At 69.3% G+C, this 25,078-nt stretch carries 23 protein-coding genes and 2 pseudogenes; 12 read left to right on the top strand and 13 right to left on the bottom strand.

The annotated features are described in order from the left end of the window. The 5 genes and pseudogenes from ACILR4_RS25535 to ACILR4_RS25515 form a co-directional block, all read right to left on the bottom strand. A partial coding sequence (locus ACILR4_RS25535; RefSeq protein ID WP_395703716.1) for an ABC transporter substrate-binding protein occupies positions 1-962 on the bottom strand: 962 nt, incomplete at its 3' end. 11 nt (positions 963-973) lie between these two features. After that, positions 974-1,518 (bottom strand): annotated as a pseudogene (locus tag ACILR4_RS25530) (cysteine hydrolase family protein). Positions 1,519-1,636: 118 nt separating this feature from the next. Continuing rightward, the gene (locus ACILR4_RS25525) at positions 1,637-2,557 is read right to left on the bottom strand and encodes an ABC transporter permease (RefSeq protein ID WP_395703715.1); all 921 of its coding nucleotides are present in this window, start codon (positions 2,555-2,557) and stop codon (positions 1,637-1,639) included. Then, positions 2,557-3,755, bottom strand: a pseudogene (locus tag ACILR4_RS25520) (ABC transporter permease). The gene ACILR4_RS25525 and the pseudogene ACILR4_RS25520 overlap by 1 nt, the downstream one beginning before the upstream one ends. 16 nt (positions 3,756-3,771) lie before the next feature. Next, entirely contained in the window at positions 3,772-4,857 is a 1,086-nt protein-coding gene (locus ACILR4_RS25515; RefSeq protein WP_395703714.1) for a BMP family ABC transporter substrate-binding protein, read from the bottom strand. A 327-nt stretch (positions 4,858-5,184) separates the two neighbouring features. Between ACILR4_RS25515 and ACILR4_RS25510 the strand changes: the two genes are divergently transcribed. From ACILR4_RS25510 to fusA, 5 genes are all read left to right on the top strand, one after another. Continuing rightward, positions 5,185-6,630: an efflux transporter outer membrane subunit gene (locus tag ACILR4_RS25510; RefSeq protein ID WP_395703713.1), complete on the top strand. Its 1,446-nt coding sequence runs from the start codon at positions 5,185-5,187 to the stop codon at positions 6,628-6,630. Positions 6,631-6,634: 4 nt separating this feature from the next. Beyond that, positions 6,635-7,936, top strand: a complete 1,302-nt coding sequence (locus tag ACILR4_RS25505) for an efflux RND transporter periplasmic adaptor subunit (protein WP_395703712.1) — start codon at positions 6,635-6,637, stop codon at positions 7,934-7,936. After that, positions 7,933-8,661: an ABC transporter ATP-binding protein gene (locus ACILR4_RS25500; protein WP_395703711.1), complete on the top strand. Its 729-nt coding sequence runs from the start codon at positions 7,933-7,935 to the stop codon at positions 8,659-8,661. The genes ACILR4_RS25505 and ACILR4_RS25500 overlap by 4 nt, the downstream gene beginning before the upstream one ends. Then, the gene (locus tag ACILR4_RS25495; protein WP_395703710.1) at positions 8,661-9,875 is read left to right on the top strand and encodes an ABC transporter permease; all 1,215 of its coding nucleotides are present in this window, start codon (positions 8,661-8,663) and stop codon (positions 9,873-9,875) included. Before ACILR4_RS25500 ends, ACILR4_RS25495 begins: the two co-directional genes overlap by 1 nt. A 106-nt stretch (positions 9,876-9,981) precedes the next feature. Continuing rightward, positions 9,982-12,042, top strand: coding sequence for an elongation factor G (gene fusA, locus ACILR4_RS25490; RefSeq protein WP_395703709.1), 2,061 nt, complete (start codon positions 9,982-9,984; stop codon positions 12,040-12,042). A gap of 28 nt (positions 12,043-12,070) precedes the next feature. Here fusA and ACILR4_RS25485 read toward each other — a convergent pair whose 3' ends face one another. The 7 genes from ACILR4_RS25485 to ACILR4_RS25455 form a co-directional block, all read right to left on the bottom strand. After that, on the bottom strand, positions 12,071-12,625 hold the full coding sequence (locus tag ACILR4_RS25485) for a cytochrome b/b6 domain-containing protein (protein WP_395703708.1): 555 nt from the start codon (positions 12,623-12,625) through the stop codon (positions 12,071-12,073). After that, entirely contained in the window at positions 12,622-12,897 is a 276-nt protein-coding gene (locus ACILR4_RS25480) for a PepSY domain-containing protein (RefSeq protein ID WP_395703707.1), read from the bottom strand. The genes ACILR4_RS25485 and ACILR4_RS25480 overlap by 4 nt, the downstream gene beginning before the upstream one ends. Before the next feature lie 45 nt (positions 12,898-12,942). Next, on the bottom strand, positions 12,943-13,632 hold the full coding sequence (locus ACILR4_RS25475; protein ID WP_395703706.1) for a Fe2+-dependent dioxygenase: 690 nt from the start codon (positions 13,630-13,632) through the stop codon (positions 12,943-12,945). Positions 13,633-13,646: 14 nt separating this feature from the next. Then, positions 13,647-15,818: a TonB-dependent receptor gene (locus ACILR4_RS25470; RefSeq protein WP_395703705.1), complete on the bottom strand. Its 2,172-nt coding sequence runs from the start codon at positions 15,816-15,818 to the stop codon at positions 13,647-13,649. 385 nt (positions 15,819-16,203) lie between these two features. Continuing rightward, on the bottom strand, positions 16,204-16,626 hold the full coding sequence (locus tag ACILR4_RS25465; protein WP_395703704.1) for an ExbD/TolR family protein: 423 nt from the start codon (positions 16,624-16,626) through the stop codon (positions 16,204-16,206). A gap of 16 nt (positions 16,627-16,642) precedes the next feature. Next, positions 16,643-17,353, bottom strand: coding sequence for a MotA/TolQ/ExbB proton channel family protein (locus ACILR4_RS25460; protein WP_395703717.1), 711 nt, complete (start codon positions 17,351-17,353; stop codon positions 16,643-16,645). Positions 17,354-17,398: 45 nt separating this feature from the next. Continuing rightward, complete coding sequence (locus tag ACILR4_RS25455) at positions 17,399-18,118, bottom strand: energy transducer TonB (RefSeq protein ID WP_395703703.1); 720 nt, start codon at positions 18,116-18,118, stop codon at positions 17,399-17,401. 113 nt (positions 18,119-18,231) lie between these two features. Here ACILR4_RS25455 and ACILR4_RS25450 point away from each other — a divergent pair, with 113 nt between their 5' ends. The 4 genes from ACILR4_RS25450 (at position 18,232) to ACILR4_RS25435 (ending at position 20,650) form a co-directional block, all read left to right on the top strand. Next, positions 18,232-18,807 (top strand): hypothetical protein, encoded by a 576-nt coding sequence (locus ACILR4_RS25450; protein ID WP_395703702.1) that lies wholly within the window; start codon positions 18,232-18,234, stop codon positions 18,805-18,807. 407 nt (positions 18,808-19,214) lie between these two features. Continuing rightward, positions 19,215-19,376 carry a hypothetical protein gene (locus tag ACILR4_RS25445; RefSeq protein WP_395703701.1) on the top strand — a complete coding sequence of 54 codons (162 nt, stop codon included), beginning with the start codon at positions 19,215-19,217 and terminating at the stop codon, positions 19,374-19,376. Between the two features lie 54 nt (positions 19,377-19,430). Beyond that, positions 19,431-19,691, top strand: coding sequence for a hypothetical protein (locus ACILR4_RS25440; protein WP_395703700.1), 261 nt, complete (start codon positions 19,431-19,433; stop codon positions 19,689-19,691). Positions 19,692-19,747: 56 nt separating this feature from the next. Then, a complete protein-coding gene (locus ACILR4_RS25435; protein ID WP_395703699.1) occupies positions 19,748-20,650 on the top strand; it encodes an HDOD domain-containing protein in 903 nt (300 codons plus the stop codon). Between the two features lie 27 nt (positions 20,651-20,677). On the opposite strand, the gene ACILR4_RS25430 is transcribed toward ACILR4_RS25435, so the two are convergent. Beyond that, complete coding sequence (locus ACILR4_RS25430) at positions 20,678-21,478, bottom strand: esterase/lipase family protein (RefSeq protein ID WP_395703698.1); 801 nt, start codon at positions 21,476-21,478, stop codon at positions 20,678-20,680. Positions 21,479-21,684: 206 nt separating this feature from the next. On the opposite strand from ACILR4_RS25430, the gene ACILR4_RS25425 reads away from it, so the two are divergent. The 3 genes from ACILR4_RS25425 to ACILR4_RS25415 all read left to right on the top strand — a co-directional run. Continuing rightward, positions 21,685-22,422 carry an FFLEELY motif protein gene (locus ACILR4_RS25425; RefSeq protein ID WP_395703697.1) on the top strand — a complete coding sequence of 246 codons (738 nt, stop codon included), beginning with the start codon at positions 21,685-21,687 and terminating at the stop codon, positions 22,420-22,422. 64 nt (positions 22,423-22,486) lie between these two features. After that, the gene (locus ACILR4_RS25420) at positions 22,487-24,178 is read left to right on the top strand and encodes a long-chain-fatty-acid--CoA ligase (protein ID WP_395703696.1); all 1,692 of its coding nucleotides are present in this window, start codon (positions 22,487-22,489) and stop codon (positions 24,176-24,178) included. Then, positions 24,171-25,078: MBL fold metallo-hydrolase (locus ACILR4_RS25415; protein WP_395703695.1), on the top strand; the 908-nt coding region annotated here is incomplete at its 3' end. The genes ACILR4_RS25420 and ACILR4_RS25415, both read left to right, overlap by 8 nt.

Below are 25,078 nucleotides of genomic sequence, written 5' to 3'. Positions count from 1 at the left end.
TCGAGCTTGCGCGTGAAGATCTTGCGCTCGGTGAACACGTCGAAGAACTTCTGGAAGTACTCGACGTCGGCGGGCTTGAACTCGTTGTACAGCGTGAAGCCCGACAGCGGCACTTCCTTCACCAGCGAGGCCTCGATGGCGGTGAAGCCGTCCATGTGGGTGCGCGACTCCTCGGGGTTCTTGCGCACCCACTCGACGGCCTTCGCGTACGCGGCGATGTACTTCTTCGCCAGCTCGGGCTTCTCCTTCAGGAACGCGGTGGTCACGCTGGCCGAGCCGCCGAACCAGGGCGCATCGGCATCGCCCAGCACGTACTTCGCGATCACGCCAGGCTCGAGCACGCGCGTCAGGCCCTTCAGCCGGCCGGCGGTGCCGGTGGGCTCCAGCGTGTACACCGCGTCGATCTGGCCCGCCGCCAGCGCCGGCACATGCTGGCCGATCGGCAACTCGATCACCGCCGGGTTCGCGATGCCGTTCTTCTCCAGGATGATCTTGGCCAGCGTGACGTTCTGGATGCCCGGGCCCGAGGCCACCTTCTTGCCGGCCAGCTCGGCAATGCTCTTGATCGGCGAATCCTTGGGCACCACGAACTCGTCGAGCACCAGCTTGCGGTTGCTCGGGTTGCTGCAGATGATCTTGAACAGGTTCGGGCTGGTGATCTCGGCCAGGCCCAGCGCGGCCGAGGCCGTGCCGTTCGCCGAGCCGTGGATGCGGCCGGCGATCATCGCCTCGGCCACCTGCTGCGCGCTGGCGAACTTGGCGCCTTCCACCTGCAGCCCGGCTTCCTTGAAGATGCCGCGCTCCAGGCCCACGTACAGCGGCAGGCCGGAGGCGATGGGCCAGAAGCCGATCAGGATCTTGTCGTCGGCGGCGAGCGACTTGCGGCTCAGGCCGATCAGCGCGGCCGAGGCGGCACTGGTCTGCAGCAGCTTGCGCCGGGAGAGGGAAGAGGCTTGCGTCATGGCCGCGTCTTTCAGAGGGTATTGAGAACTTCGATGACAGCCGCCGAGTTCGACACCGCGCCGAACACGCCGCCCTGCATCAGGATCATCTTCAGCGCCGCCTCGTGGTTGCCGCGGTCGGTGGCGCCGGTGCAGTCGCTGAGCATCACGCACTCGAAGCCACGGTCGTTGGCCTCGCGCATCGTGGTGTGCACGCACACGTCGGTGGTGATGCCGGTGAGGATCAGGTTGCGGATGCCGCGGGTGTGCAGGATCAGCTCGAGGTCCGTGGCGCAGAACGAGCCCTTGCCGGGCTTGTCGATGATCGGCTCGCCTTCCACCGGGTACAGCTCGGGAATGATGTCCCAGCCCGGCTCGCCGCGCACCAGGATGCGGCCGCAGGGCCCCGCGCCGCCAGGTCGGGCCGGTGGCCTTCGCGGGTGTGGATCACGTGCAGGCCGGCGCGGCGCGCGGCGGCGAGCAGGGCCTTCAAGGGCTCGATCGGCGCGCGCGTCAGCGACAGGTCGTAGCCCATCTTGTCGACATAGCCGCCGTGGCCGCAGAAGTCGGTCTGCATGTCGATGATCACCAGCGCGGTGTTCTGCGGCGTCAGGCTGCCGTCGAAGGGCCAGGCATAGGGCTCGGAGGCGATGGTCGGCATGGCGGAAGGCTCCGGTGATGAGGCGAGAGGAAGGTCAGCGATTCATGCCCAGTTCGAGCGGCGCGCCCTTGATCGAACGCTGCGGCGAACAGGTGACGACCAGGATCAGCAAGGTCAGCGCATACGGCATCGCGTTGAACAGGTAGGTGCCGCCGCTGATGCCCACCGACTGCAGCGCCGGCCCGACGGCCCCGGCGCCGCCGAACAGCAGCGCGGCGCCGAAGCAGTGCAGCGGCCGCCAGCGCGCGAAGATCACCAGCGCCACCGCGATCAGCCCCTGGCCGCTGGACAGGCCTTCGTTCCAGCTGCCCGGGTAGTACAGCGACAGCGACGCGCCGCCCAGCCCCGCGATGAAGCCGCCGACGGTGGTGGCGGCAATGCGCACCGCGTTGACCGAATAGCCCAGCGCGCGTGCGGCATCGCTGGAATCGCCGGCCATGCGCACGATCAGCCCGAAGCGCGTGTTGGCCAGGCCCCAGCGCAGCAGGAAGGCCAGCGCCACGCCCAGCGGGAACAGCGCGTTGATCGACAGCGCGCTCTGCACCGACGGCGTGCTGCTCCAGGCGCCCAGGCCGATCGACGGGATCTGCGGCGCCTGCGGCTGGATCAGCGCCTTGCCAAGGTAGAAGGCCAGGCCCGCACCGAGCAGCATCAAGGCGATGCCGGTGGCGATGTCCGACACGCGCGGCAGCGAGCACAGCAGGCCGTGCAGCAGCGCCAGCGCCGCGCCGCTGACACCGGCCAGCAGCACACCCAGCCAGGCCGAGCCGCTGAGGTAGGCGCCACCGAAGCCGGCCATCGCCGAGAACACCAGCACGCCTTCGAGGCCCAGGTTGATGCGGCCGGACTTCTCGGTCAGGCATTCGCCGAGGCTGACGAAGAGGAACGGCGTGCCCACGCGCACCGCGCCGCCGACGATGGCCAGCAGCAGGTCGAACCACAGCTCCGCCGACATCAGACGGTCCTCCCCATGTGCGAGACGAGCCGCAGCTTGACCATCGCCGGCACCTCAAGCTGGAACAACCGGCCGCGCAGCGCCTCGGCTGCCAGGATGAAGACGAAGGCAAAGCCCTGCAGCACCAGCACCGAGGCATCGGGCAACCCCATCCGCCGCTGCAGCATGCTGCCGGCCGCGCCAAAGCCGCCGAACAGCACGGCGACGATGGGAATCGCCCACGGGTTGTGGCGTGCGACGAAGGAGACCAGGATGCCGGTGTAGCCCAGGCCCGCGATCACCGAGGCATTGGCCGCCGTGTGCACGGCCGCCACTTCCAGCGCGCCGGCCAGGCCGGCACAGGCGCCGCCGGCGGCGCAGGCCAGAACAATCAAGCGGTTGGTCGGCAGGCCGACCAGCGCCGCGGTGCGCGCATTGCCGCCCACCACGCGCAGCGCGAAGCCCGAAGCGGTGAAGCTGAGCCAGAGGCCCGCCAGGAGGCACAGCACCAGCCCGATCACCAGGCCCCAGTGCCGCCCAGCACGCGTCGGCCGCGATCGGCCCGATGCGCAGCGAGGCCCGCCAGGAGGCACAGCACCAGCCCGATCACCAGGCCCCAGTGCACGTCGCCCAGCACGCTGTCGGCCGCGATCGGCCCGATGCGCAGCGCCTCGGCCAGCGGCCGCGTCGAGGGCTTGTTCAGGCTGGCCGGGTCGCGCATTGGCCCTTCGACGAAATGCTTGAACAGCGCGATCGCGATGTAGCCCAGCAGCAGGCTGGAGATGGTCTCGTTGACGCCGCGGTACTGCCGCAGCGCACCGGCCAGCGCGACCCAGCCCGCACCGAGCAGCGCGCCGGCCGCCAGCACCAGCACGCTGCCGCTCACATTGCCAGGTAGCGGCATCAGGTAGGGCAGGCCGGCGCAGCCCAGCGCCCCCAGCACCAGCGCGCCCTCGCCGCCGATCACCGTCAGGCCCGCGCGCGCCGGCAGCGCCACCGCCAGCGCGGTGAGCATCAGCGGCGCCGCGCGCGTCAGCGTGTTCTGCCACGAGAACGCGTCGCCAAACGCGCCGCGGAACAGCAGGGTCCAGGCCTCCCACGGGCTTTGTCCGCCGAACCAGACGAACAGGCCGAACAACAGCAGCGCGGCGATCAGCGCGCCGGTGGGCAGCAGCAGGCTTTCAGCCGGTGCGTGCCAGGGTTGGGCGGTGCGGGCCATGGTGCGGGTCCGCGGTTCAGACCTTGCCGATCACGCCTTCGACGAGGTAGTTCATGCCCTCCAGCTCGACATCGGTCTGCTTGAAGGCCTTGCCCTTGGGGATCACCACCTTGCCGGTGTTGTCCTTCAGCTCGCCGACGAAGATGTCGAAGCTGCCCTTGAGCATCTTGGCGCGCACGTCCTCGGCGTTCTTGCGCGCGCCTTCGGCCACCATCGCCCCATACGGCGAGCTCTTGACGAAGCCGTCCTTCAGCCCGCCGCGCACGAAGTTCGGATGCGGCTTGCCGCTTTGCGCGGCGTCGATGATCTGCTTGTAGGCGCTGATCCAGTTCCACTCGGCGCCGGTCAGGTAGGCCTGCGGAGCCAGCTTGGCCTGGCTCGCGTGGTAGCCGCAGACCATCTTGCCGCGCTTGGCCGCGGTCTCGACGATGACCTTGGGTCCGTCCACGTGCATCGTGAACACGTCGATGCCCTGGTCGGCCAGGCTGTTGGTGGCCTCGGCCTCCTTCACCGGCATGCTCCAGTCGCCGGTGAAGATCACGGTGGTGGTGATCTTCGGGTCGACCGAGCGCGCGCCCATCGTGAACGCGTTGATGTTGCGCAGCACCTGCGGGATCGGCTTGGCGGCGATGAAGCCGAGCTTCTTGCTCTTGCTGCTGTGGCCGGCGATGACGCCGTTGAGGTACTGCGCCTCGTCGATGTAGCCGAAGAAGCTGCCGGTGTTCTTCGGGTGCTTGCCCTCGGTCCACAGGCCGCCGCAGTGGGCGAAGCGCATGTTCGGGTTCTTCGCCGCCACCGCCAGCATGTGCGGGTCGAAGTAGCCGAACGAGGTCGGGAACAGCAGCGTCGCGCCGTCCTGCGCGATCATGCCCTGCATGGTCTTCTGCACCGCGTTGGTCTCGGGCACGTTCTCTTCCTCGACCACCTTGATGCCGGCCATCTTCTTGACCAGCGCAACGCTCTCGGCCTGGGCCTGGTTGTAGCCGTAGTCGTCGCGCGGGCCGACGTAGATGAAGCCCACGGTCAGCGGCTTCTGTGCCCGGGCCTCGAGGCCCCACCCCGTGCCGATGCCCGCCGCCGCCAGCGCGCTCGTGCCGCGCATCCAGTCACGCCGATTCCAAAGTCCTCGTTGCGTCATTGCTGCTCACTCCTGCTGATCAAGCTGGGCACCACGGGCTTGCACGCCATCTGGTGTTCTAGTCGGTATACAAGCAAGCGGCGGGCCAGCCGGTTTTCTGGGGCAGACCGGCTCGGCGGCGGTGTCGGCGCACCGGCGCAGGGCGGCCGATCGGCTGTCGGCCCCGGTGGCGTGCGGCCGCTGGCGGCGGCGCACAGCGGCGGTGCGTCGTCGCATTTCTTGATCGCCGTCAAGCAAGCGGCATCGCCGGTCGGCGCCGTGACCTCGGCTGGCTGCAAGCTCTCGTCCACGATGCTGCCCCTTCGTCCCCTGACCTTGCCTGCGCTGCTGGGCGCCGCGCTGCTGGCTGCCTGCGCAAGCCCGATGCCAGCCGATCCGGCGCGCGCGGCGGCCCGCAGCGCAGCCTCCGCGCCGGCCTGGCAACGCGCACCGGCGGACCTGGCGGGCGCCGCCGATGCCGCCACGCTGGCCGGCTGGTGGCGCGGCCTGAACGACCCGGTGCTCGATGGCCTGATCGACGAGGCGCTGGCCGCCAACCTGGACCTGCGCGTCGCCCAGGCCAACCTGGCCCGCGCGCGCGCGCTGCGCGAGGCCGGTGCCGCCGGCCTGCTGCCGCAGCTGGGCAGCTCGGCCAGCGCTGCGCGCAACCGCAGCGGCGGCCAGTCGACGCACAGCGTGGCGCTCGGGCTGGACGCGAGCTGGGAGCCGGATGTGTTCGGCGGCCAGCACGCCGCGCTGCGGGCGCTGCAGGCCCAGGCCGAAGCCAGCGCCGCCAGCGCGGCGGGCACCCGCATCGCCGTGCTCGGCGAGGTCGCGCTGGGCTACCTGCAATGGCATGGCCAGCGCCGCCAGATCGCGCTGGCCGAGGAAAACCTCGCGCTGCAGCGCGACTCGCTCGCGGTGGCGCAGTGGCGCCACGGGGCCGGCCTGGCCAGCGCGCTGGATGTCGAACAGGCGCGCGGCAGCGTGGCGCAGACGGCCGCACGCCTGCCGGCGCTGCGCAGCGCGCTGCAACAGAACGAGCACCGCCTGGCGCTGCTGCTGGGCCTGCCCCCCGGCAGCCTGGACCGGCGCCTGGCATCGGCCGGCCCGCCGCCCGGCTTGCCGCCGTTGCCGGCCCTGGGCCTGCCGGCCGACCTGCTGCGGCGTCGGCCCGACGTGCTGGCCGCCGAATGGACGGTCCAGGCCGCGCTGGCCACGCTGGACCAGCGCCAGGCCGCACGGTTGCCGCAGTTCAGCATCAGCGGCCGGCTGGGGCTGCAGGCGCTGACGCTGGCCGCGCTGGGCGGCAGCGGCACGCTGGTGTCGGGGCTGAGTGCGACGGTCAGCTGGCCGGTGTTCGACGGCGGCGCGGCCCGCGCCCAGGTGGCGGCCCAGCAGGCCGCGCTGGACGCTGCCAATGCAAGTTATCTCGGCGCGGTGCTGCTGGCCCGCCAGGACGTGGAAGACACGCTCAGTGCGCTGGTGCAGGGCCAGGCACAGCTGCAGCAGCTGGCCGAAGCCGCCAGTGCCGAGCGCGAAGTGCTGCGCCTGGCCCGGCTGCGCTACCAGGCCGGCACCACCGATTTCAGCGTGCTGCTGGACGCCCAGCGCAGCGCGGTGGCCGCCGACGACAGCCTGGCGCAGGCCGGCACGGAGCTGGCCTTGAACCAGGTGCGCCTCTACAAGGCCCTCGGCGGCGGCTGGCCCGCAGCCGAGGCCGTGACCCCTCCCCCGCTGGCCGCCGCCGGCCGTTGATGCAATGAACGATGCTGCCGCTTCCGACAAGGCCACGCTGGCCGACCTGCTGGGCGCCGACGCCCAGCGCCCCTGGTGGCGGCGCACCACGCCGTGGCTGCTGGCCGCGCTGCTGCTGCTGGCCGCCGGCGGCTGGGCCTGGTGGCGCAGCAGCGGTGAGCAGGCGCGTGCGCCGCACTACAGCACCACGCCGCTGGCGCGCGGCGCGCTGGCCATCACCGTCAGTGCCAACGGCACGCTGCAGCCCACCCGCTCGGTGGCCATCGGCAGCGAGCTCTCGGGCACCGTGGCCCAGGTGCTGGTGGATGTGAACGACCCGGTGAAGCGGGGCCAGCTGCTGGTGCAGCTGGACACCGCGAAGCTGCAGGACGCGGTGACCGGCGCGCGCGCCGACCTCGCCGCCGCGCAGGCGCGCCAGCGCCAGGCCGAGGCCACCGTGGTGGAAGCCCGCGCGGCACTGGGCCGCCTGGACGAACTGGCGCGGCTGTCCGACGGCAAGCTGCCGGCCAAGGCCGACCACGACGCGGCCCGCGCGACGCTGGCGCGTGCGGTGGCCGACCAGGCGGCGGCCCAGGCCGCGGTGGGCCAGGTCGAGGCCACGCTCTCCACCAGCAGCACCAACCTCGGCAAGGCGGCCATCCGCTCGCCCATCGATGGCGTGGTGCTGAGCCGCAACGTCGAGCCCGGCTACGCGGTGGCGGCCTCGCTGCAGGCCGTCACGCTGTTCACGCTGGCCGAGGACCTGAAGCAGCTGCGCCTGTCGATCAACGTCGACGAGGCCGACGTGGCCCAGGTGCGCGCCGGCCAGAAGGCGCGCTTCACCGTGTCGGCCCAGCCCGGCCGGCAGTACCCGGCCACCGTGACCCGCGTGGCCTTCGGCTCGACGATCACCGACAACGTGGTGACCTACACCACGCTGCTCGACGTGGACAACGCCGACCTGAGCCTGCGCCCGGGCATGACCGCCACCGCCACCATCGCGGCCGCCGAGCGGCAGAACGTCTGGCTGGTGCCCAACAGCGCGCTGCGCTACAGCCCGGCCAATGGCGCGGCCGGACGGGATGCGGGCGGCAGTGGCTCGCTGGTCTCGAAGCTGCTGCCGCGCCCGCCCGTCGCCGCCTCGCGCAGCGCGAGTCCGGTGACCCGCGGCGGTGGCGAGGCCACGCTGTGGCAGCTGAAGGACGGCGCGCCGGTGGCGCTGAAGGTGCACAAGGGCCTGAGCGACAGCCGCTTCACCGAGGTCTCGGGCGACGGCCTGCAGGAAGGGCTGGCCATCATCACCGACCAGACCGGTGGCACGCGATGACGGACAGCGCGACGCCGCCGCTGATCCGGCTGCGCGGCATCACCAAGACGTACGGCAGCGGCAGCGCGGCCTTCCAGGCGCTGCGCGGCGTGGACCTGGACGTGGCGTCCGGCGAGTTCACCGCGGTGATGGGCCCGAGTGGCTCGGGCAAGAGCACGGCGATGAACCTGATCGGCTGCCTGGACACGCCCAGCGACGGCAGCTACCACTTCCGCGGCGTGCCGGTGCAGGGCCTGAGCCGCGACCAGCGCGCATTGCTGCGGCGCCGCCACATGGGCTTCGTGTTCCAGGGCTTCCACCTGCTGGCGCGCACCACCGCACAGGAGAACGTCGAGCTGCCGCTGCTGTACCGCGGCGAGGGCACCGCGCAGCGGCGCGAGCACGCTCGGCAGGCCCTGGACCAGGTGGGCCTGGCCGGCTGGGAACACCACACGCCGGCCGAGCTCTCGGGCGGCCAGCAGCAGCGCGTGGCCATTGCGCGGGCCATCGTCAGCGCGCCCACGCTGCTGCTGGCCGACGAGCCCACCGGCAACCTGGACACCGCGCGCAGCCTGGAGATCATGGAGCTGCTGGTGGCACTGAACCGCGACCACGGCATCACCGTGATCATGGTGACGCACGAGCCCGAGATGGCCGCGTTCGCGCACCGCGTCGTGCACTTCCGCGATGGCCGGGTCGAGCGCGACGAACTGCGCAGCCCGCAGCCCCAGGCGGAGCCGGCCTGATGTTCTGGAACACCCTGCTGCTGGCGCTGCGTGCCATCCGCCGCAACCTGATGCGATCGGTGCTCACCACGCTGGGCATCGTGATCGGCGTGGCAGCGGTGGTCACGATGGTCACCGTGGGCAACGGCGCGACGATGGCGGTGAAGGCGCAGATCGAAAGCCTGGGCAGCAACCTGCTGATGGTGCGGCCGGGCCAGCGTCTGAGTTTCGGCGGCGGTGGCGGCGGGGCCGGGGCGCCGTCCTTCAAGCTGGCCGACGTGCAGGCCATCGGCAGCCAGATCGGCGGCGTGGCCGCGGCGGCGCCCGAGGTGCGTTCGGGCGTCACCGTGGTGGCCGACGGCAAGAACTGGTCGACCACCGTCACCGGCAGCACCAACGACTACTTCCAGACCAACAACTGGAAGCTCGCCGCCGGCCGCCCATTCGAAGCCGCCGAGCTGGAGTCCGGCGCGCCGGTGTGCGTGATCGGCGCCACCGTGCGACGCGAGCTGTTCGGCAGCGCCGACCCGATCGGCCGCGCGGTGCGCGTCAAGCAGTTCAGCTGCGAGGTGGTGGGCCTGCTGGCCGCCAAGGGCCAGGCGGCGATGGGGGCCGACCAGGACGACACCGTCATCGTGCCGGTGGCCACCGCGCAGCGCCGCGTCACCGGCAGCACGCGCGTCAACACGCTGCTGGTGTCGATGAAGGCCGACAGCGACCCCGAGCGCGTGAAAGCCGCCATCACCGGCCTGCTGCGCGAGCGCCGCAAGCTCGGGCCCGGCGACGAGAACAACTTCAACATCCTCGACACGCAGCAGATCGCCGAGACGCTGTCGGGCACCACCGCGCTGCTGACCTCGCTGCTCGGCGCGGTGGCGGCGGTGAGCCTGCTGGTGGGCGGCATCGGCATCATGAACATCATGCTGGTCAGCGTGACCGAGCGCACCCGCGAGATCGGCCTGCGCCTGGCCATCGGCGCGCTGGAGCGCGAGGTGCTGGCGCAGTTCCTGATCGAGGCGGTGGTGCTGGCCGCGCTCGGCGGCCTGGCCGGGCTGCTGCTGGCCACACTCGCCTCCTGGGCGCTGGCCACGGCGATGCAGGTGCCCTACCTGTTCGATCCGGGCATCAACCTGCTGGCCTTCGGCTTCTCGGCCGCGATCGGCGTGGTCTTCGGCTTCGTGCCGGCGCGCCGCGCGGCGCGACTGGACCCGATCGAGGCGCTGCGCCACGAGTGAGCGCGCGGCGGCCGCGCGCGCCGCGCCACCCCTGATCCATCCCACTTGCGCGGCCGGGTCGACAGGCATAGGCTGGGTCCCCGATCGCGGCGAAAGGAGACAGCCCATGCCAAGCCCACTCGCGTCCGGCGCCGTCCAGGTGGCCGACATCCGCACCCTGGCCCTCGTCGGACCTTCCGCTTCGGGCAAGACCTGCCTGGCCGAGGCGCTGCTGCTGAAGTCCGGTGCCATCGGCGCCGCCGGCAGCCTGGAACGCGGCAGCACCGTCAGCGACTTCGATCCGCTCGAAAAGCGCATGCAGCACTCGCTGAACGCCGCGGTGATGCACACCCACCATGCTGGCACGCGCATCCACTTCATCGACACCCCCGGCGGCCCCGATTTCGTCGGCCAGAGCCTGCCGGCCCTGGAGGCGGTGGAAACCGCCGCCATCGTCATCAACGCCAGCACCGGCATCGAGCCGATGGCGGTGCGCATGATGGAGTACGCGGCCGAGCGGCAGCTCGACCGGCTGATCATCGTCAACAAGATCGACGCGCAGGGCGTCGACCTGGCCGGGCTGCTGGCGCAGATCCAGGCCACCTTCGGCAAGGAATGCCTGCCGCTGAACCTGCCCGATGCCGGCGGCAGCAAGGTGGTCGACTGCTTCTACAACCGCGCCGGCCACAGCGACTTCGGCGCGGTGGAAGCCGCACACCGCGCGCTGGTGGAGCAGGTGGTCGAGGTCGATGCCGCGTTCGTCGACCGTTATCTGAACGACGGCGACGTCGACGCCAGCGAACTGCACGCGCCGCTGGAGCAGGCGCTGCGTGAAGGCCACCTGATCCCGGTGTGCTTCGTCTCGGCGCGCAGCGGCGCCGGCGTGGCCGAGCTGCTGGACGTGATCGTCAAGCTGCTGCCGAACCCGACCGAGGGCAACCCGCCCGACTTCCTGAACGGCGAAGGCGCCGACGCGAAGCTGATGCACGCCCAGCCCGACCCCAGCGCGCATGTGCTGGCCCATGTGTTCAAGGTGACGGTGGACCCCTACGTCGGCAAGATGGGCGTGCTGCGGGTGCACCAGGGCACCATCACGAAGGACAGCCTGCTCTACATCGGCGACGGCCGCAAGCCCTTCAAGGTGGGGCACCTGTTCATGCTGCAGGGCAAGGACCATGTCGAGGTGCCGCGCGCGGTGCCGGGCGACATCTGCGCGGTGGCCAAGGTCGACGAGCTGCACTTCGACGCGGTGCTGCACGACGCCGCCGAGGACGACCACATCCACTTGAAGCCGCTGCCCTTCCCGGTGCCGGTGCACGGGCTGGCCATATCACCCAAACGACGCGGCGACGAGCAGCGCATGTGGGAGATCATGAGCAAGCTGATCGACGAGGACCCGTGCCTGAAGATCGAGCACGTGGCCGTCACCAACGAGACCATCGTCTACGGCCTGGGCGAGCTGCACCTGCGCATGCTGCTGGACCGGCTGCGCGAGGTCTACAAGTTCGAGGTCGACACCAAGCCGCCGCGCATTGCCTACCGCGAGACCGTCACCGCGAATGCCGAAGGGCACCACCGCCACAAGAAGCAGACCGGCGGCGCCGGCCAGTTCGGCGAGGTGTACCTGCGCATCGAGCCGCTGCCGCGCGGCGCGGGTTTCGAGTTCCTCGACCAGGTCAAGGGCGGCACGATTCCGAACCAGTTCATCCCGGCCGTCGAGAAGGGCGTGCGCGAGGTGCTGACGGTGGGCGCGATCGCCGGCTACCCGGTGGTGGACGTGCGCGTCATCGTCTACGACGGCAAGCACCACTCGGTGGACAGCAAGGAAATCGCCTTCGTCACCGCCGGCCGCAAGGCCTTCATGGCCGCCATCCGCGAGGCGCGGCCGATCGTGCTGGAGCCCATCGTCAACGTCGAGATCACGGCCCCCGATTCGGCGATGGGCGACATCACCGGCGACCTCTCGGCCAAGCGCGGGCTGATCAACGGCACGCACAACGGCGCGGTGGGCACGATGGTGGTGAAAGGCCAGGCGCCGCTGTCGGAGCTGGCGGGCTACCAGTCACGGCTGAACGCGATGACCAGTGGCCAGGGCCGCTACACGCTGGCCTTGTCGCACTACGAACCGGTGCCGCCCACCGTGCAGCAGCAGCTGATGAGTAACTACAAGGCGCACGACGAGGAGTAGCGCGCCGCGGTCGGGACAGCCCGGTCCCTCAGCTCACGTCGTCGCCGGCCGGCGCGCGCTTGCGGCCGCTGAACATCGCGGCGACCAGGTTCTCGCGCTGGCGCCGGCCGGTGAACAACACGCCGGCCACATGCAGCGCCACCAGGCCGAGCAGGCCCCAGGCCAGCGCGCGGTGCACGGTCTCGACCGTCTCGTCGCCCCACAGCCAGTCGGTGGTGTAGAGCCAGCCGGTCAGCGCCAGGCCGGCGATGCAGCCCAGCAGCGCGACGATCATCCAGCCGCCCAGCGGGTTGTGGCCCAGGTGGCGTGGCGCGCGCCGCGCGCTCAGGGCCCGCGCATAGGCCAGCGTGGCGCGCGGCCCGCGCACGAACTGCGCAAAGCGCGCATGGCGGCTGCCGACGCAGCCCCACAGCAGGCGCAGCACCAGCGCCGCGAGGCCGGCATAGCCCACGGGCTGGTGCCAGCCGGTGCGCCATTCGGTCGTGAACCAGCCCAGCACGACGCTGGCCACCAGCGTCCAGTGCAGCAGCCGCACCGGCCGGTCCCACACCGGCACCGTGGCGCCGGTCGCGCGCGAAGTCACTTCTTCGGCGCGGTGACGACCTCGAAGGTCTTGGGATGGAAGAAGGTCTCCATCTTGTTGTTCTTCGCATCGCGGCCGTAGACCTCGTAGCAGCCGTTGGTGATCTTCACGCGGCTGATCTTCCAGCCCTCGTCGGTGAGCTTGCGCTCGAGCTCGGCCTGCGGGCGCCACTCGGCCTTGGGGATCGGCTCGCACTTCTCGTCGTGCGCCCGGGCCTGGCCGGCCAGCAGCAGGGCCACGGCGGCGGAGGTCAGCAGGGTACGGGTCTTCATCTTGGACTTCCTTTCAGTCAAAAAGAGCGGCCATGCGGTCAACGATCAGACGTCGGCCCACATGCGCAGCAGGTTGTGATACGTGCCTGTCAGGCCGATCACCGCGGGGTCGGCCTCGCCCACCGAGGCGCGCAGGCGCATCAGGTGCGAATCCATGTCGAACAGCAGGCGGCGCTGCTCGTCGCTGCGCACCATGCTTTCGAGCCAGAAGAAGCTGGCCACGCGCGCGCCGCGCGTGACCGGCTCGACGCGGTGCACGCTGGTGCCGGGGTACAGCACCATGTCGCCGGCGGGCAGCTTGACGCGCTGCTCGCCGAAGGTGTCCTCGACCACCAGCTCGCCGCCGTCGTACTCGTGCGGCTCGGCGAGGAACAAGGTGCAGCTGATGTCGGTGCGCACCCGCTCGGCGTTGCCGCCCGGCAGGTAGCGCACCGCGTTGTCGACATGGTTGCCGAAGGCGTTGGTCGCACCGGCGTAGCGGTTGAACAGCGGCGGGAACACGCGCCGGGGCAGCGCGGCCGAGAAGAAGATCGCATGCCGGTTCAGCCCGCGCAGCACGATCTGCTGCAGTGCCCGGGCCACGTCGCCATCCTGCGGCAGCTGCTCGTTGTTCTTGGCCTGGGCCGACTGCACGCCGGCGGTGACGCGGCCATCGGCCCACGGCGCCTGCGCAAGGATGGCGCGTGCCTCGCGCAGCTCTTCGGCGGTGAGCACCTGTCGGACGTGCAGCAGCATGGACGGCGGAACCTCTAGAAGCGGGTGGTGACGGTCAGGTTGATCGTGCGCGGCGCACCCTGGATGTAGTGGCCGGTGTACAGCGAATCGGCATAGAACTTGTTCGTCACGTTCAGCACGTTGAGCTTGAAGCCCAGCTGCTGGGTGGGCGTGTACTCGAACAGCAGGTCGCCGGTGATCCAGCTCGGCGCCACGATGCCGACCGGGTTGCGGTTGGGGGTCTGCGCGCTGCGGAAGTTGAGGCCGGCGCCGACACGGAACTGCTCGGTGACCTGGTAGGTGTTCCAGATCGTGCCGCTGTGGCGCGGGGTCAGCGAGGGGCGGCTGCCCTCGGCCTCGCCACTGATCGAACTGGTGCCGCCGCTGGCATTCGGCACGCTGCCGACGTCCACCCGGGCCACCGGAATCCAGGCGTAGGAGCCGTAGATCTCCCATTGCGGCGTGATGCGCCCGGCCACGTCCAGGTCGATGCCCGCGGTGTGCCGCCGACCCGACAACAGGTACTGCGCCAGCGGCTCGTTGGTGGGCGAATCGCGGTTGCGCTCGTTGAACTTGGTGGCGTGGTAGATCGCCAGGCGGGTGCTGAGGCGGCCATCGAAGAGGTCGAGCTTCGCGCCGATCTCGATGTTGCGGCTGGCTTCCGGTGGCGTGTTCGAGCCCGGCGCGTCGTACTGGTAGGCATCGCCCGAGGTGTTGAACGAGGTGCCGTAGGAGGCGTGGAACGACATCGTCTCGCTCGGCTGGTACAGCGCGCCGAAGCGCTTGCTCCACAGGCCGTCGGAGCGGCCGCGGTCGGCGGTGACGGTACCGACCGGCACCGTGGCCAGGGTGGCCGTCTGCAGGGTCTGGTAGCTACCCTTGAACTTGTCGTAGCGCAGGCCGGCCAGCAATTTCCAGGACGCGGCCACCTGGATCAGGTCCTGGCCATAGATGCCGATCGACTGGGCATCGAAAGCCGCCTGCTGGCGCTTCTGCCGCAGCGACTCGTCGACCCAGCCGGTGCCGTCGTTCGGCGTGCCGAAGCTGGTGTGCACGGCGTTCTTGTCCAGCGTCACGCCGGCGGGCAGCACCATCGCATAGCCCCTGAATTGCTCGTGGGCCAGGTCGATGCCCGACAACACCTCGTGGTCCAGGCCCAGCCACTTGACGCTGTTGCTGTAGTCCACCTGCGCGTAGGCGGTCTTCAGGTCCTGCACCTTGTTGTTGGTGCCGCGGGTGATGGGCGTGGCGGCGGTCACGGCCACCGGTCCGCTCAGGCTGGGCGTGGTGAAGCCGGCGCAAGCGGGCGCAACGCAGAAGCGGATGGTGCCGGCACGCATGTCGCGGTCGTACTCGCCGTAGCGCAGCGTGGACTTCAGCTCGCCGCCGCCACCACCGAAGCGGTGGGTCCAGCTGCCGGTCACGTACTGCGCGCCCCCGGCGTTGTAGTCGCTGGCCGCCGCGTAGTAGACCTTGGGGTCCAGGCCCGAAATCAGCGTCGACGGGTCGGCGCTGGCGGCATTCACCCGCAGCCACGGCAGGCCGTAGTTGATGCCGTTGTCGTTGTGCAGGTAGTAGCCCGAGACGGACAACTCGTCGTTGCTGCCGATACCCGCGCGGTAGTTCAGCGCCAGGCCCTGCTTGTCGATCTGGTTGCCCCAGTTGTCGGCCTTGTTGCCCATCACGTTGAGGCGCAGCGCCGAGCGGTCGTCGAGCCGGAGGTTGAAGTCGCCCGTCAGCCGATAGAAGCCGCCGTTGCCGAGCGTGAAATCCACCTGGTTGGCATTGCTCAGGAAAGCCTGCTTGTGCACCTGGTTGACCACGCCGCCGGTGGAGCCACGGCCGAACAGCATCGAAGCCGAGCCACGCAGCACCTCGACGCGGTCGTAGCTGAAGGTGTCGCGGTCGTAGAACGCGGGATCGCGCAGGCCGTCGACGTAGATGTCACCGCTGGTGGCCAGCGAGAAGCCGCGCAGGCGCACGTCTTCCTCGCCGCCTTCGGCCGCCATGAAGGTGACGCCGCCGGTCTGGTGCAGCGCCTGCTTCAGCGTGTCGACGCGTCGGTCGTCGAGCAGCTTCTCGGTCACCACGGTCACCGACTGCGGGATGTCGCGCAGGTCCTGCACGCCCTTGCCGATGGTGGTGGTGGTGGCCCGCACCGAGGTGGCGTCGGTCTCGAGCTTGGCCTTGACCGACAGGCCCGGCAAGGTGGCTTCGGCGCGCGGGGCCGAGGCGCACCGAGGTGGCGTCGGTCTCGAGCTTGGCCTTGACCGACAGGCCCGGCAAGGTGGCTTCGGCGCGCGGGGCCGAGGCGGCGCCGGCCGGCGGCGGAGCGGCGACGGCAGGGGTCTGCGCGAGCGCCGGCGCGGCCAGCAGGCCAAAGCCGGCTGCCAGCGCGCCGAGCGGCAGCAGGCGCGTCGCCGCGGCAGGTGCAGCGGGTGCGGCAGACGCGACGGGGCGGCGGGAGGTCGTGCGGGAGCGATGCATCACCATGAGGTTCTCGTTCGGTGCAGTGGCACGGGCTTGCACAGGCTGGCGGGTGCGATGGTTGGAAGGGAGATGCGGGCCGGGCGGTGCGGCCGTGGGCGCCGGTCAGCGCGCCGCATCGGGCTCGCTGATGAAACCGACCTTGGTCAGGCCGGCCTTCGAGGCATCGGCCAGCGCAAAGGCCACATGGCGGTAGGGCACGTTCTGGTCGGCCCGCAGGTGGATCTCGGGCTGCACCGGCTTCCTGCCCTCGAGCGCGAAGCGGCGCTGCGCCTCGGCGCGGGTGACGGCCTCGCCGTTCCAGTACAGCGTGCCGGCGGCATCGATCGCGAACTCGATCCTCTCGGGCCGCAGGTCGTTGACCTGGGAACTGGCCTTGGGCAATTCGAGCTTGACGGCCTGGGTCAGCAGCGGGGCGGTGACGATGAAGATCACCAGAAGCACCAGCATCACGTCGATCAGCGGCACCATGTTGATCTCCGACATCGGCGCGCCCGAGCGCTTGGCATCGAAGCTGGCAAAGGCCATGGCAGCGGGCCTCCGGTCAGGCGCGCGCCGGCATGGCGCGCAGGTGGCTGCCGGCGGTGGCTTCGTCGGGCCGGCCGATGGCCAGCGGCTGGCCCATCGAGACGAAGGTGTGCAACTCGTAGGCAAAGGCGTCGAGCTTGCCCAGCAGCACGCGGTTCGCGCGGGTCAGCCAGTTGTAGCCCATCACCGCGGGGATCGCGACGGCCAGGCCGATGCCGGTCATGATCAGCGCTTCGCCCACCGGACCGGCCACCTTGTCCAGTGTTCCGGCGCCGCTCATGCCGATCGCCACCAGCGCGTGGTACACGCCCCAGACGGTGCCGAACAGGCCGACGAAGGGCGCGGTGGCGCCGACCGTGGCCAGCAAGGTCAGGCCGTTTTCCAGCCGCGTGGTTTCTTCATCGAGCACCTTCTTGATCGTGCGGGTGACGAACTCGCTCGCGCTGCCCGCCTCCGAGAGCTTGGCCGCGCCGTAGCGCGCGTGATGCTCCTGCGCCTGCATCGCATGGCTGGTCAGATGCGAGAACGGATCGCGCGCGCCATGGGTTCGGAGCTCGCCTCCTACCTCGTCAAGTGAGCGTGCGTTCCAGAACAGGCCGAGGAACTCGGCACTGCGGCGCTGGCCCACCGCCAGCGACACGCCCTTGGCCAGGATGATGATCCAGGACAGCGCCGACATCACCAGCAGCAGCACCAGCAGCGTCTTGCCGACCGCATCGGCCTGCATCAGGAAATGGCCGAATCCAAGGCCAGCGGCATCAGTGCTCACGTGTCACTTCTCCAGATCGAAGTCGATGGGAACCAGCGCCCACACGCCGATTGGCTGAGCGTTCTCGGTGTGGGGCTTGAACAGGGCTTGCTGGATCGCCGCAACGGCCGCGTCGTCCAGGCGCGGGAAGCCGGACGAGCGGTTCACCTGCACCTGGCGCGGCTGGCCGCGCTCGTCGATGAACAGGCGCAGCACGACACGGCCGGTCTCGCGCGCCCGACGCGATGCCGCCGGGTACTGCAGCACCGGTGTCTTGAGGAACTGCACTTCGCTCGCCGAGATCGTGCGCGGCACCGGCGCAGGGGCAGGAGGAGCGGGTGGCGCGGGTGGCGCTGAGGGCGCCTGCGCGACCGGCGGCGCCAGCGCGAGGGCTGGCTGCAGCACGGGCTGCACCGGCACGACAAAGGTCGCCGGCGCGGGGCTGGGCTCAGCAGCGATCACCGGCACCGGCGATGGCGGCGGCAGCTTTGGCGATGGCGGCACCGGCTTCGGCGGGGCGTTAGGCGCCGGCGGGCGCGGCGCGGCCGGCTGCACGATGCTGAAGACCATCGGCACGGCCTCGACCACCGCCTCGCGCACCTCCCGTACCTGCCACAGGCCCCAGACGGCCGCGACATGGGCCGCCACCACACCCGCCACCAGCAGCCGCTGCTGGGCCGGGGCCAGGCCTGCGTCGCGGCGGCGCGGCCAGGGTGCGGGGAGAGCGGAGGATGGACAGGACATGGGTTGTGGATAGAGCGCTCAACAACTCTAACACAAATGAGAACGATTCTTATTAAAGAAGCGTCGCGTCGCGCTTCTGCCTCTGATGATCAAGCAGGATTTATCATTCAGGCATGACTCCGCCGCCTGACGTCGCGCGCATCCGCCTCGACAACGCCCTGCTGTTGTTCGACGAATTCGTGCAGGCCACGGTCAGCGCGCCGGACGCCGCAACGCTTCGCGGGCTGGAACGACGCTTTGCCGAGCGCTTGCAGATCCAGCCCAGCTACTGGAGCCAGATCAAGGGCCGATCGCGGCAGATCGGCGAGCGGCTGGCCCGGCAGTTCGAGCAGTTGTGCCGCAAGCCGCATGGCTGGATGGACGTGCCCCACGGACCGCAGGCGCCGCTGGCAGCGAGCGGGGCCCTGCCCCTCGCGGTGTCGCCCGCGCAGCCCGGTCACCTGCCGCAGGACGATGACGAGCGCTTCATTGTCGGCTTGGTGCTGACCTACTACCGCCGTCACCCTCAGCGCGCGCGCACGAGACTGCTGGACCTTCTGGGCGAGGTGTTGACACCCAGCCCGCCCCCAGCCGCCGGCGCATCGACGGCCACCCCCACCGCGCCAACGCCGCCCGCAAGCGCGCCAGACGACCATGCACTGTGGGCTCGCACCCAGACCGGGGTGGCACCCCTGAAGCGCAAACGCTGATCACCCTCGTCGATCAGGATTTACCCTGATGCGCCTGCCCGGCTATTGCATCAGATAAAGAAACGTTTATCATCTGCGCAAGTCGTTGACAGAGCCACCCGCATCCGGATGGCGGGCAGCGACGACACCCCCGATCAACCCATTTCCACCCGAGTCTCAACTGTTCATGGTTCCTTCGATGTCCTGCCACACCCCGAAAGCCATGCCGCTGCTGGCAGGAACGTCGGGTCAGGCATCGGCCTATGCAACAGGCGGCGTCATCGGACGCATTGGCACCCCACCCGGGGTCACGGCTGGTTGACGCGGCAGCTCCGCTGCCCCTCCACCAACGGCCCGGGTCGCCAACAGCGCCCGGGCCGTTGTGCTTTTTGACGATGCTCGGTTCGTGTTTTGCCCAGGAGACCTCCATGAAGATGACTGTCACCCCTCTCAAGCCGCGCAATCCGCTGGTGGCGGCCGCCTTGCACCGACAGGCCGGCAGCCACCGACGCAGTGCGGGCGCCCAACGCCAGCTGACCAAGCGTGAGCTGCAGCGCGAGCTGCTGAAAGAACGACATCCCGATACCTGAACCCACAGGCCCTTCCCAGCCCCCGGTCGGCGGGTACGGGCCCAGGAGACGACCATGAGCAAGAGTTTGCAAGGCCTCCACGGCCCCCTCGCCGCGCCAAGCGGCAGCCTGATCCGCCAGGGCGCCGCCTTCGCGTTGCGCAGTGCCAGCGTCGCACTGGCCAGGCTCTCGCGGCGCGTGCGCGCCGCCCAGGCCGGCCGCGGCATGCAGCGCGCGCCCGAGCTGGAGTTCTACGCCGAAGCCGGTGCGCCGGAGGGTGCGCTCTACGTGGACGGCGAGTACTTCGGCCATGTGCCGGGCGTGCGTCGGCTGTGAGTTGACATGCAGGAGGTCCGCCCGATGGGCGCCTTGCCCGCGGACGTTCCTCAAGCTTGATCATCAAGCAGCCGATAAAGCCGATACGAGTTCGTGAAGCCCAACACCGCACCATGCCCCATGTCATCGACACGCCGTACCTGACGCAGGCGCCGCATGACGTGGCCGCCTGGGTGGCCTGTCTGCAGCAGCGGGAGATCCCGGTGCTGGCCAGCAGCATCGCGGCCATCGCCGAACTGGGCGCCAATGAGGATGCGGTCGATGCCCATCTGCTGGCCGACACACTGGGCGACGATCCGCTGATGGTGTTGAAGCTGCTGCGACACGTCGCCGAACGACGTTCGGCACGGGCCACGGCCGACGTCGAGACGATGACGGCAGCCATCGTGCTGCTGGGCATTCCGCCGTTCTTCCGTGCCTTTGGCGACCAGGCTTCGGTCGAAGACAGGCTGGCCGGGGAGGCCGAGGCGTTCGCCGGCCTGCAGGCGGTGCTGCACCGTTCGCATCGCGCGGCACGCTTTGCACTGGGCTTCGCGGTGCACCGCTTCGATCACGACGCCACCGTGATCCATGAGGCAGCCTTGCTGCACGACTTCGCGGAAATGCTGTTGTGGGTCCATGCGCCGGCGCTGGCGCTCGACATCGCCCGTCGCTTGCAGGCCGATCCGACGCTTCGCTCGGCCGACGCGCAGCAGGCCGTGTTGCACGTGAAGCTGGCCGACCTGCAGCAGGCCCTGATGAAGGCGTGGCGACTTCCGGAACTGCTGGTGCGCATCAGCGACGACCATGCCAGCATGTCGCCGCAGGTTCGCAACGTGCAGTTGGCCATTCGCCTGGCCCGCCACACGGCACAGGGCTGGGACAACGCAGCCTTGCCCGACGATGTCGACGAGATCGCGGCCCTGCTGACGATGGGACGCGCGCCGACGCTGGCCCTGCTGCACGAAATCGACGGCTGAGGCGCGCGGGCCGAGCCGCCGGGCGCGTCACGCAGCCGGCGCATCGAGCCGGCGGAGCACTTCTTCGAACACTTCGGGGCGCGTCACCAGGTCGACATGGGCCGTGCCGGCCAGATGCCGGTTGTCTGCGCCCGGTAGCATGGCGGTGGCGGCCGGAAAGACGATGTTGTCGCAGTGGCTGAAGTAGCACGTGAAGCGCTGGTACCGCTGTGGCGGCTCGGCCGTGGAGAGTGCGGCCAGCCAGGGCCCGCCGCGCCTCATCTGGCGACCATTGGCAGTCAACGCAAAGCGCGCCAGCCAGGTGCCGCGATGCGGCGTGCCGATGGTCACCACGCCCGCACACCGGGCATCTGCCTGATGCTGCCGAAGCCAGGCCCGCGTTGCCAGACCGCCCATGCTGTGAGCGACGATCAACGGTGGCTGGCCAGTCGCTGACTCAAGGCGGGCGACGGCCGCTTCGACCAGCGGCACGTAGTCGTCGATCGAGCCGAAGACGGGCTCCAGGTTGATCGCCATGCAGGGCCGCCCGAGCGCGCGCAGACGCTCGAGCCAGGGCAGCCACAAGCCGCGATTGCAGACGAAACCATGAATCAGCAGCACGCCGCGCCTGCCCTGGGCCGAAGCGGGAAGATGATCGGGCACGGACCGCCAGCGCCATGGCTGACGCCAGGCGAAGGTCAGCAGGCCCATCACCACCTCACCGGCCCAAGCCTTCAGCACCTCGTGCCAACGCGGGGCAGGCGCTGGCGAAGGGCTGCTGAAGCGCGCCAGCATCACGAACTCGAGTGCCAGCACCGGCGCGTGGGGCATCAACAGCAGCAGCAGCACCGCCAGGCGGACCGGGAGGGCCCAGCCCTGAACCGTACTCCACCACCACCAACCAGCCGCTGACAGCAGTGCCAGCAGCACCAGCCCGCGCTGGAGGTCGGCAAGATTCGATCGGGGCGGCTGCACTGGACGGTTCGAGGGTCGGCTAGAGAAGAGGGTCTATCGGCTCGTGCAGAAACGACAGCAGGGCCGGTTAGGCTTGCAGCATGGGGGCAAGCGCAAGCGAGATTCTGGATCAATTGCAGATCGTGGATCGGCTGCGGGCCGAGCGCGTTGCAGACGCCGGGTTGGCCGAACGGGTCTTCGCGTTGAAAGACTATCAGGCACGGCGGTTCGCACGCACCTATGCTGACCTGCTGCAGGACGCACGATACCAGGGGGCCGCGCGGTTCTTTCTGGCGGAGTTGTACGGCCCGCAGGAGTTTGCGGCGCGCGACGCGCAGTTCGCCCGCGTGGTGCCGGCCTTGGTGCGCTTGTTTCCCCAGGAGATCATCGAGACAGTGGCCGCGCTGGCGACGCTGCATGCCCTGTCGGAATCACTGGACAGCCAGATGGCCCGGCACCTGCCGTCCGCGGCGCTGGAGGCGTCCACCTACGCCCGCGCATGGCAGGCGACCGGCCGCCCGGACGCGCGACGGAAACAGATCGGCCTGACGGTGGAGATCGGTCATGCGCTCGACCACTACACCCGGCGGCGCATGTTGCGCACCACCCTGCACATGATGCGGCGGCCGGCTCAGGCCGCGGGCCTGTCGGATCTGCAGCGCTTTCTGGAAACCGGCTTCGATACCTTCGGCGCGATGAGCGGCGCCGGCTGGTTCCTGGAAATCGTCCAGCAGCGTGAACAGGCCCTGGCCGATGCGCTGTTTGCTGCCGATCCGCTGGCGTTGCCGCAGGTTGGCACGGGCAACTGTGATGGCGGGCCGTTAGGACAACTACCGTAGCTCACCCGCCCCGGCCTCCGGACCATCCGAGGCCTGCAGCATCAGAACCAATTCCGGAGCACTTGTGGACCGACCCTGGCTGAAGAACTACCCCGAAGGCGTGCCCGCCGAGATCGACACGTCGGCCTTTGGCTCATTGGTCGACCTTCTTGAAGACGCATTTCGTCGCTACGCGCGGCGCCCGGCGGCGGAGTGCCTGGGTTCGCGCTGGCGTTTCGCGGAGGTCGATGACCTTTCGCAGGCCTTGGGCGCATGGTTCCAGTCCCAGGGGCTCGAACCGGGAAGCCGCATCGCGGTGATGATGCCCAACCTGCCGCAGTACTTCGTCTCGATCGCCGCGATCCTGCGCGCGGGGTTCGTCGTCGTGAACGTCAATCCGCTGTACACGCCGCGCGAACTGCAGCACCAGCTGAAGGACTCGGGCGCACGCGCGATCATCGTGCTAGAAAACTTCGCGTTGACGCTTCAGGAGATCATCGACGACACCGAGGTGCAGCATGTCGTGCTCGCGTCGACCGGCGACCTGATGGGCCTCTGGAAAGGGCTGGCCATCAACTTTGCCGTGCGCCACGTGAGCAAGATGGTGCCGGAGTTTCGCCTTCCGCTGGACCGTGGTCGCAGCGTCATCCGGTTCAACATGGCGGTGGCCGAGGGCACCCGGCTCACGCTGCGCCGCCCCGCGCTGGGCCCGGACAGCGTCGCCTTCCTGCAGTACACCGGTGGAACGACTGGCGTCTCCAAAGGCGCCACGCTGTTGCACCGCAATGTGGTCGCGAACATCCTGCAGACCGAGGCTTGGTTCCGTCCCACGTTGAACAAGGTGGGGGATCAGCAATTGACCGTGGTGTGTGCCCTGCCCCTGTACCACATCTTCGCTTTGACCATCTGCTACATGATGGGCGCACGATTGGGCATGTTGAACGTGCTGATCCCGAACCCCCGAGACATGCGCGCCTTCGTGAAGGCACTGCAGGGCCACCGCGTGAACATGTTCCCGGCGGTCAATACCTTGTACAACGCGCTGGCGGGAGACGCCGAATTCGCGCGTCTCGACTTTTCCGGCCTCGTGGTGGCCAATGGGGGCGGCATGGCCGTCCAGAAGGCCACCGCGGAGCGCTGGTTCAAGCTGACCGGCTGCCCGATTGTGGAGGGCTATGGACTTTCGGAGACCTCACCGGTGGCCACCAGCAACCGGCTTGATATCCAGGGCTTTACGGGCACGATCGGCCTGCCGGTGCCCTCGACCGACATCGCGATCCGCGACGATGGGGGGCATGACGTTCCCTGCGGCCAGCCCGGCGAGATCTGCATTCGCGGTCCACAGGTGATGGCCGGCTACTGGAATCGTGCCGACGAGACGGCGAAGGTCATGACCGAAGATGGTTTCTTCAAATCCGGAGACATTGGCGTCATGGACACGGACGGCCAGATCCGCATCGTCGACCGCAAGAAGGACATGATCCTGGTGTCGGGCTTCAATGTGTATCCCAACGAGATCGAGCAGGTGGTGAACCTGCATCCCGGCGTACTGGAGTGCGCCGCCGTTGGGGTGAGCGATGCAAAGTCCGGCGAGGCCGTGAAGCTCTTCGTCGTGAAGCGCGATGGCAGCCTGACCGAAGACGATTTGTCGTCGTATTGCAGGGACAACTTCACTGCTTACAAGCGGCCGCGCTATATCGAGTTCCGGGAGTCATTGCCGAAGACCAACGTCGGCAAAACGCCTGAGTTTCGCCCAGGCTACGGCCGCGTTGCATGAAGTCGGCGCGCAGCTGCTCGTGCGCGGCTGGCTATCGGCCAACAACATTGTGTTCCGCGGCGAAGGGGAGCTGCCGGCCACTGTGGTGGACACCGGCTATGTCAGCCATGGCGATCAGACCCTTGCGCTCGTTGGCGCGGCGCTGCGAGACAAGCCGCTGTCGCGCATCGTCAACACCCACCTGCACAGCGACCACTGTGGAGGCAACGCACTGTTGTGTCGCGCATGGCCGGATGTGCGGATTTCCGTCCCCGCCGGCTACCGATCAGCTGTTGCGCCATGGGACGAAGCGTTGCTGAGCTATCGACTCACTGGACAGGCGTGCGAGCCCTTCACCGTCGACGAGTTTCTGCAACCGGGCCAGTCCATTGCGCTCGCCGGCCGTGAATGGCAGGTCCACGCCGCGCCGGGACACGACCCCGACGCAGTGGTCCTCTTCGAACCGCGGCAGAGGGTGCTGATCAGTGGAGATGCGCTTTGGGCCAGCCGGCTCGCCATCATCTTCCCGGCACTGAGCGGAGAAGGAGGCTTCAGGGAGACGCGCGAAACGCTCGACATCATCGAGCGCTTGGAGCCGCGCGTGGTCCTGCCGGGTCATGGCGATGCGTTCACGGACGTCGCCGGCGCCATCGCCCAATCAAGGGCACGGCTTGACGCATTTGAGCGCGACCCCGATCGCCATCGGCAACATGCCGTACGCGCGCTGGTTGTCTATCACATGCTAGACGTGACGCGCGCCGAACGAGCCGATCTCATACGTTGGATAGCCAGCACGCCCATCTTCCAACAGGCGTTCGGCTGCCTCGAGAATTTCAACGAGGCTGAAGGGCACGCCCGCGTCATAGTGGCGCGCTTGGTTCGCGATGGAGTCCTACAAGCGACGGGCAGCATGATCCATTT

The sequence above is a fragment of the Aquabacterium sp. genome (genome assembly GCF_044226965.1).
Classification (GTDB): Bacteria; Pseudomonadota; Gammaproteobacteria; order Burkholderiales; family Burkholderiaceae_C; genus Pseudaquabacterium.
This window is presented reverse-complemented; position numbering and strand designations above follow the sequence as displayed.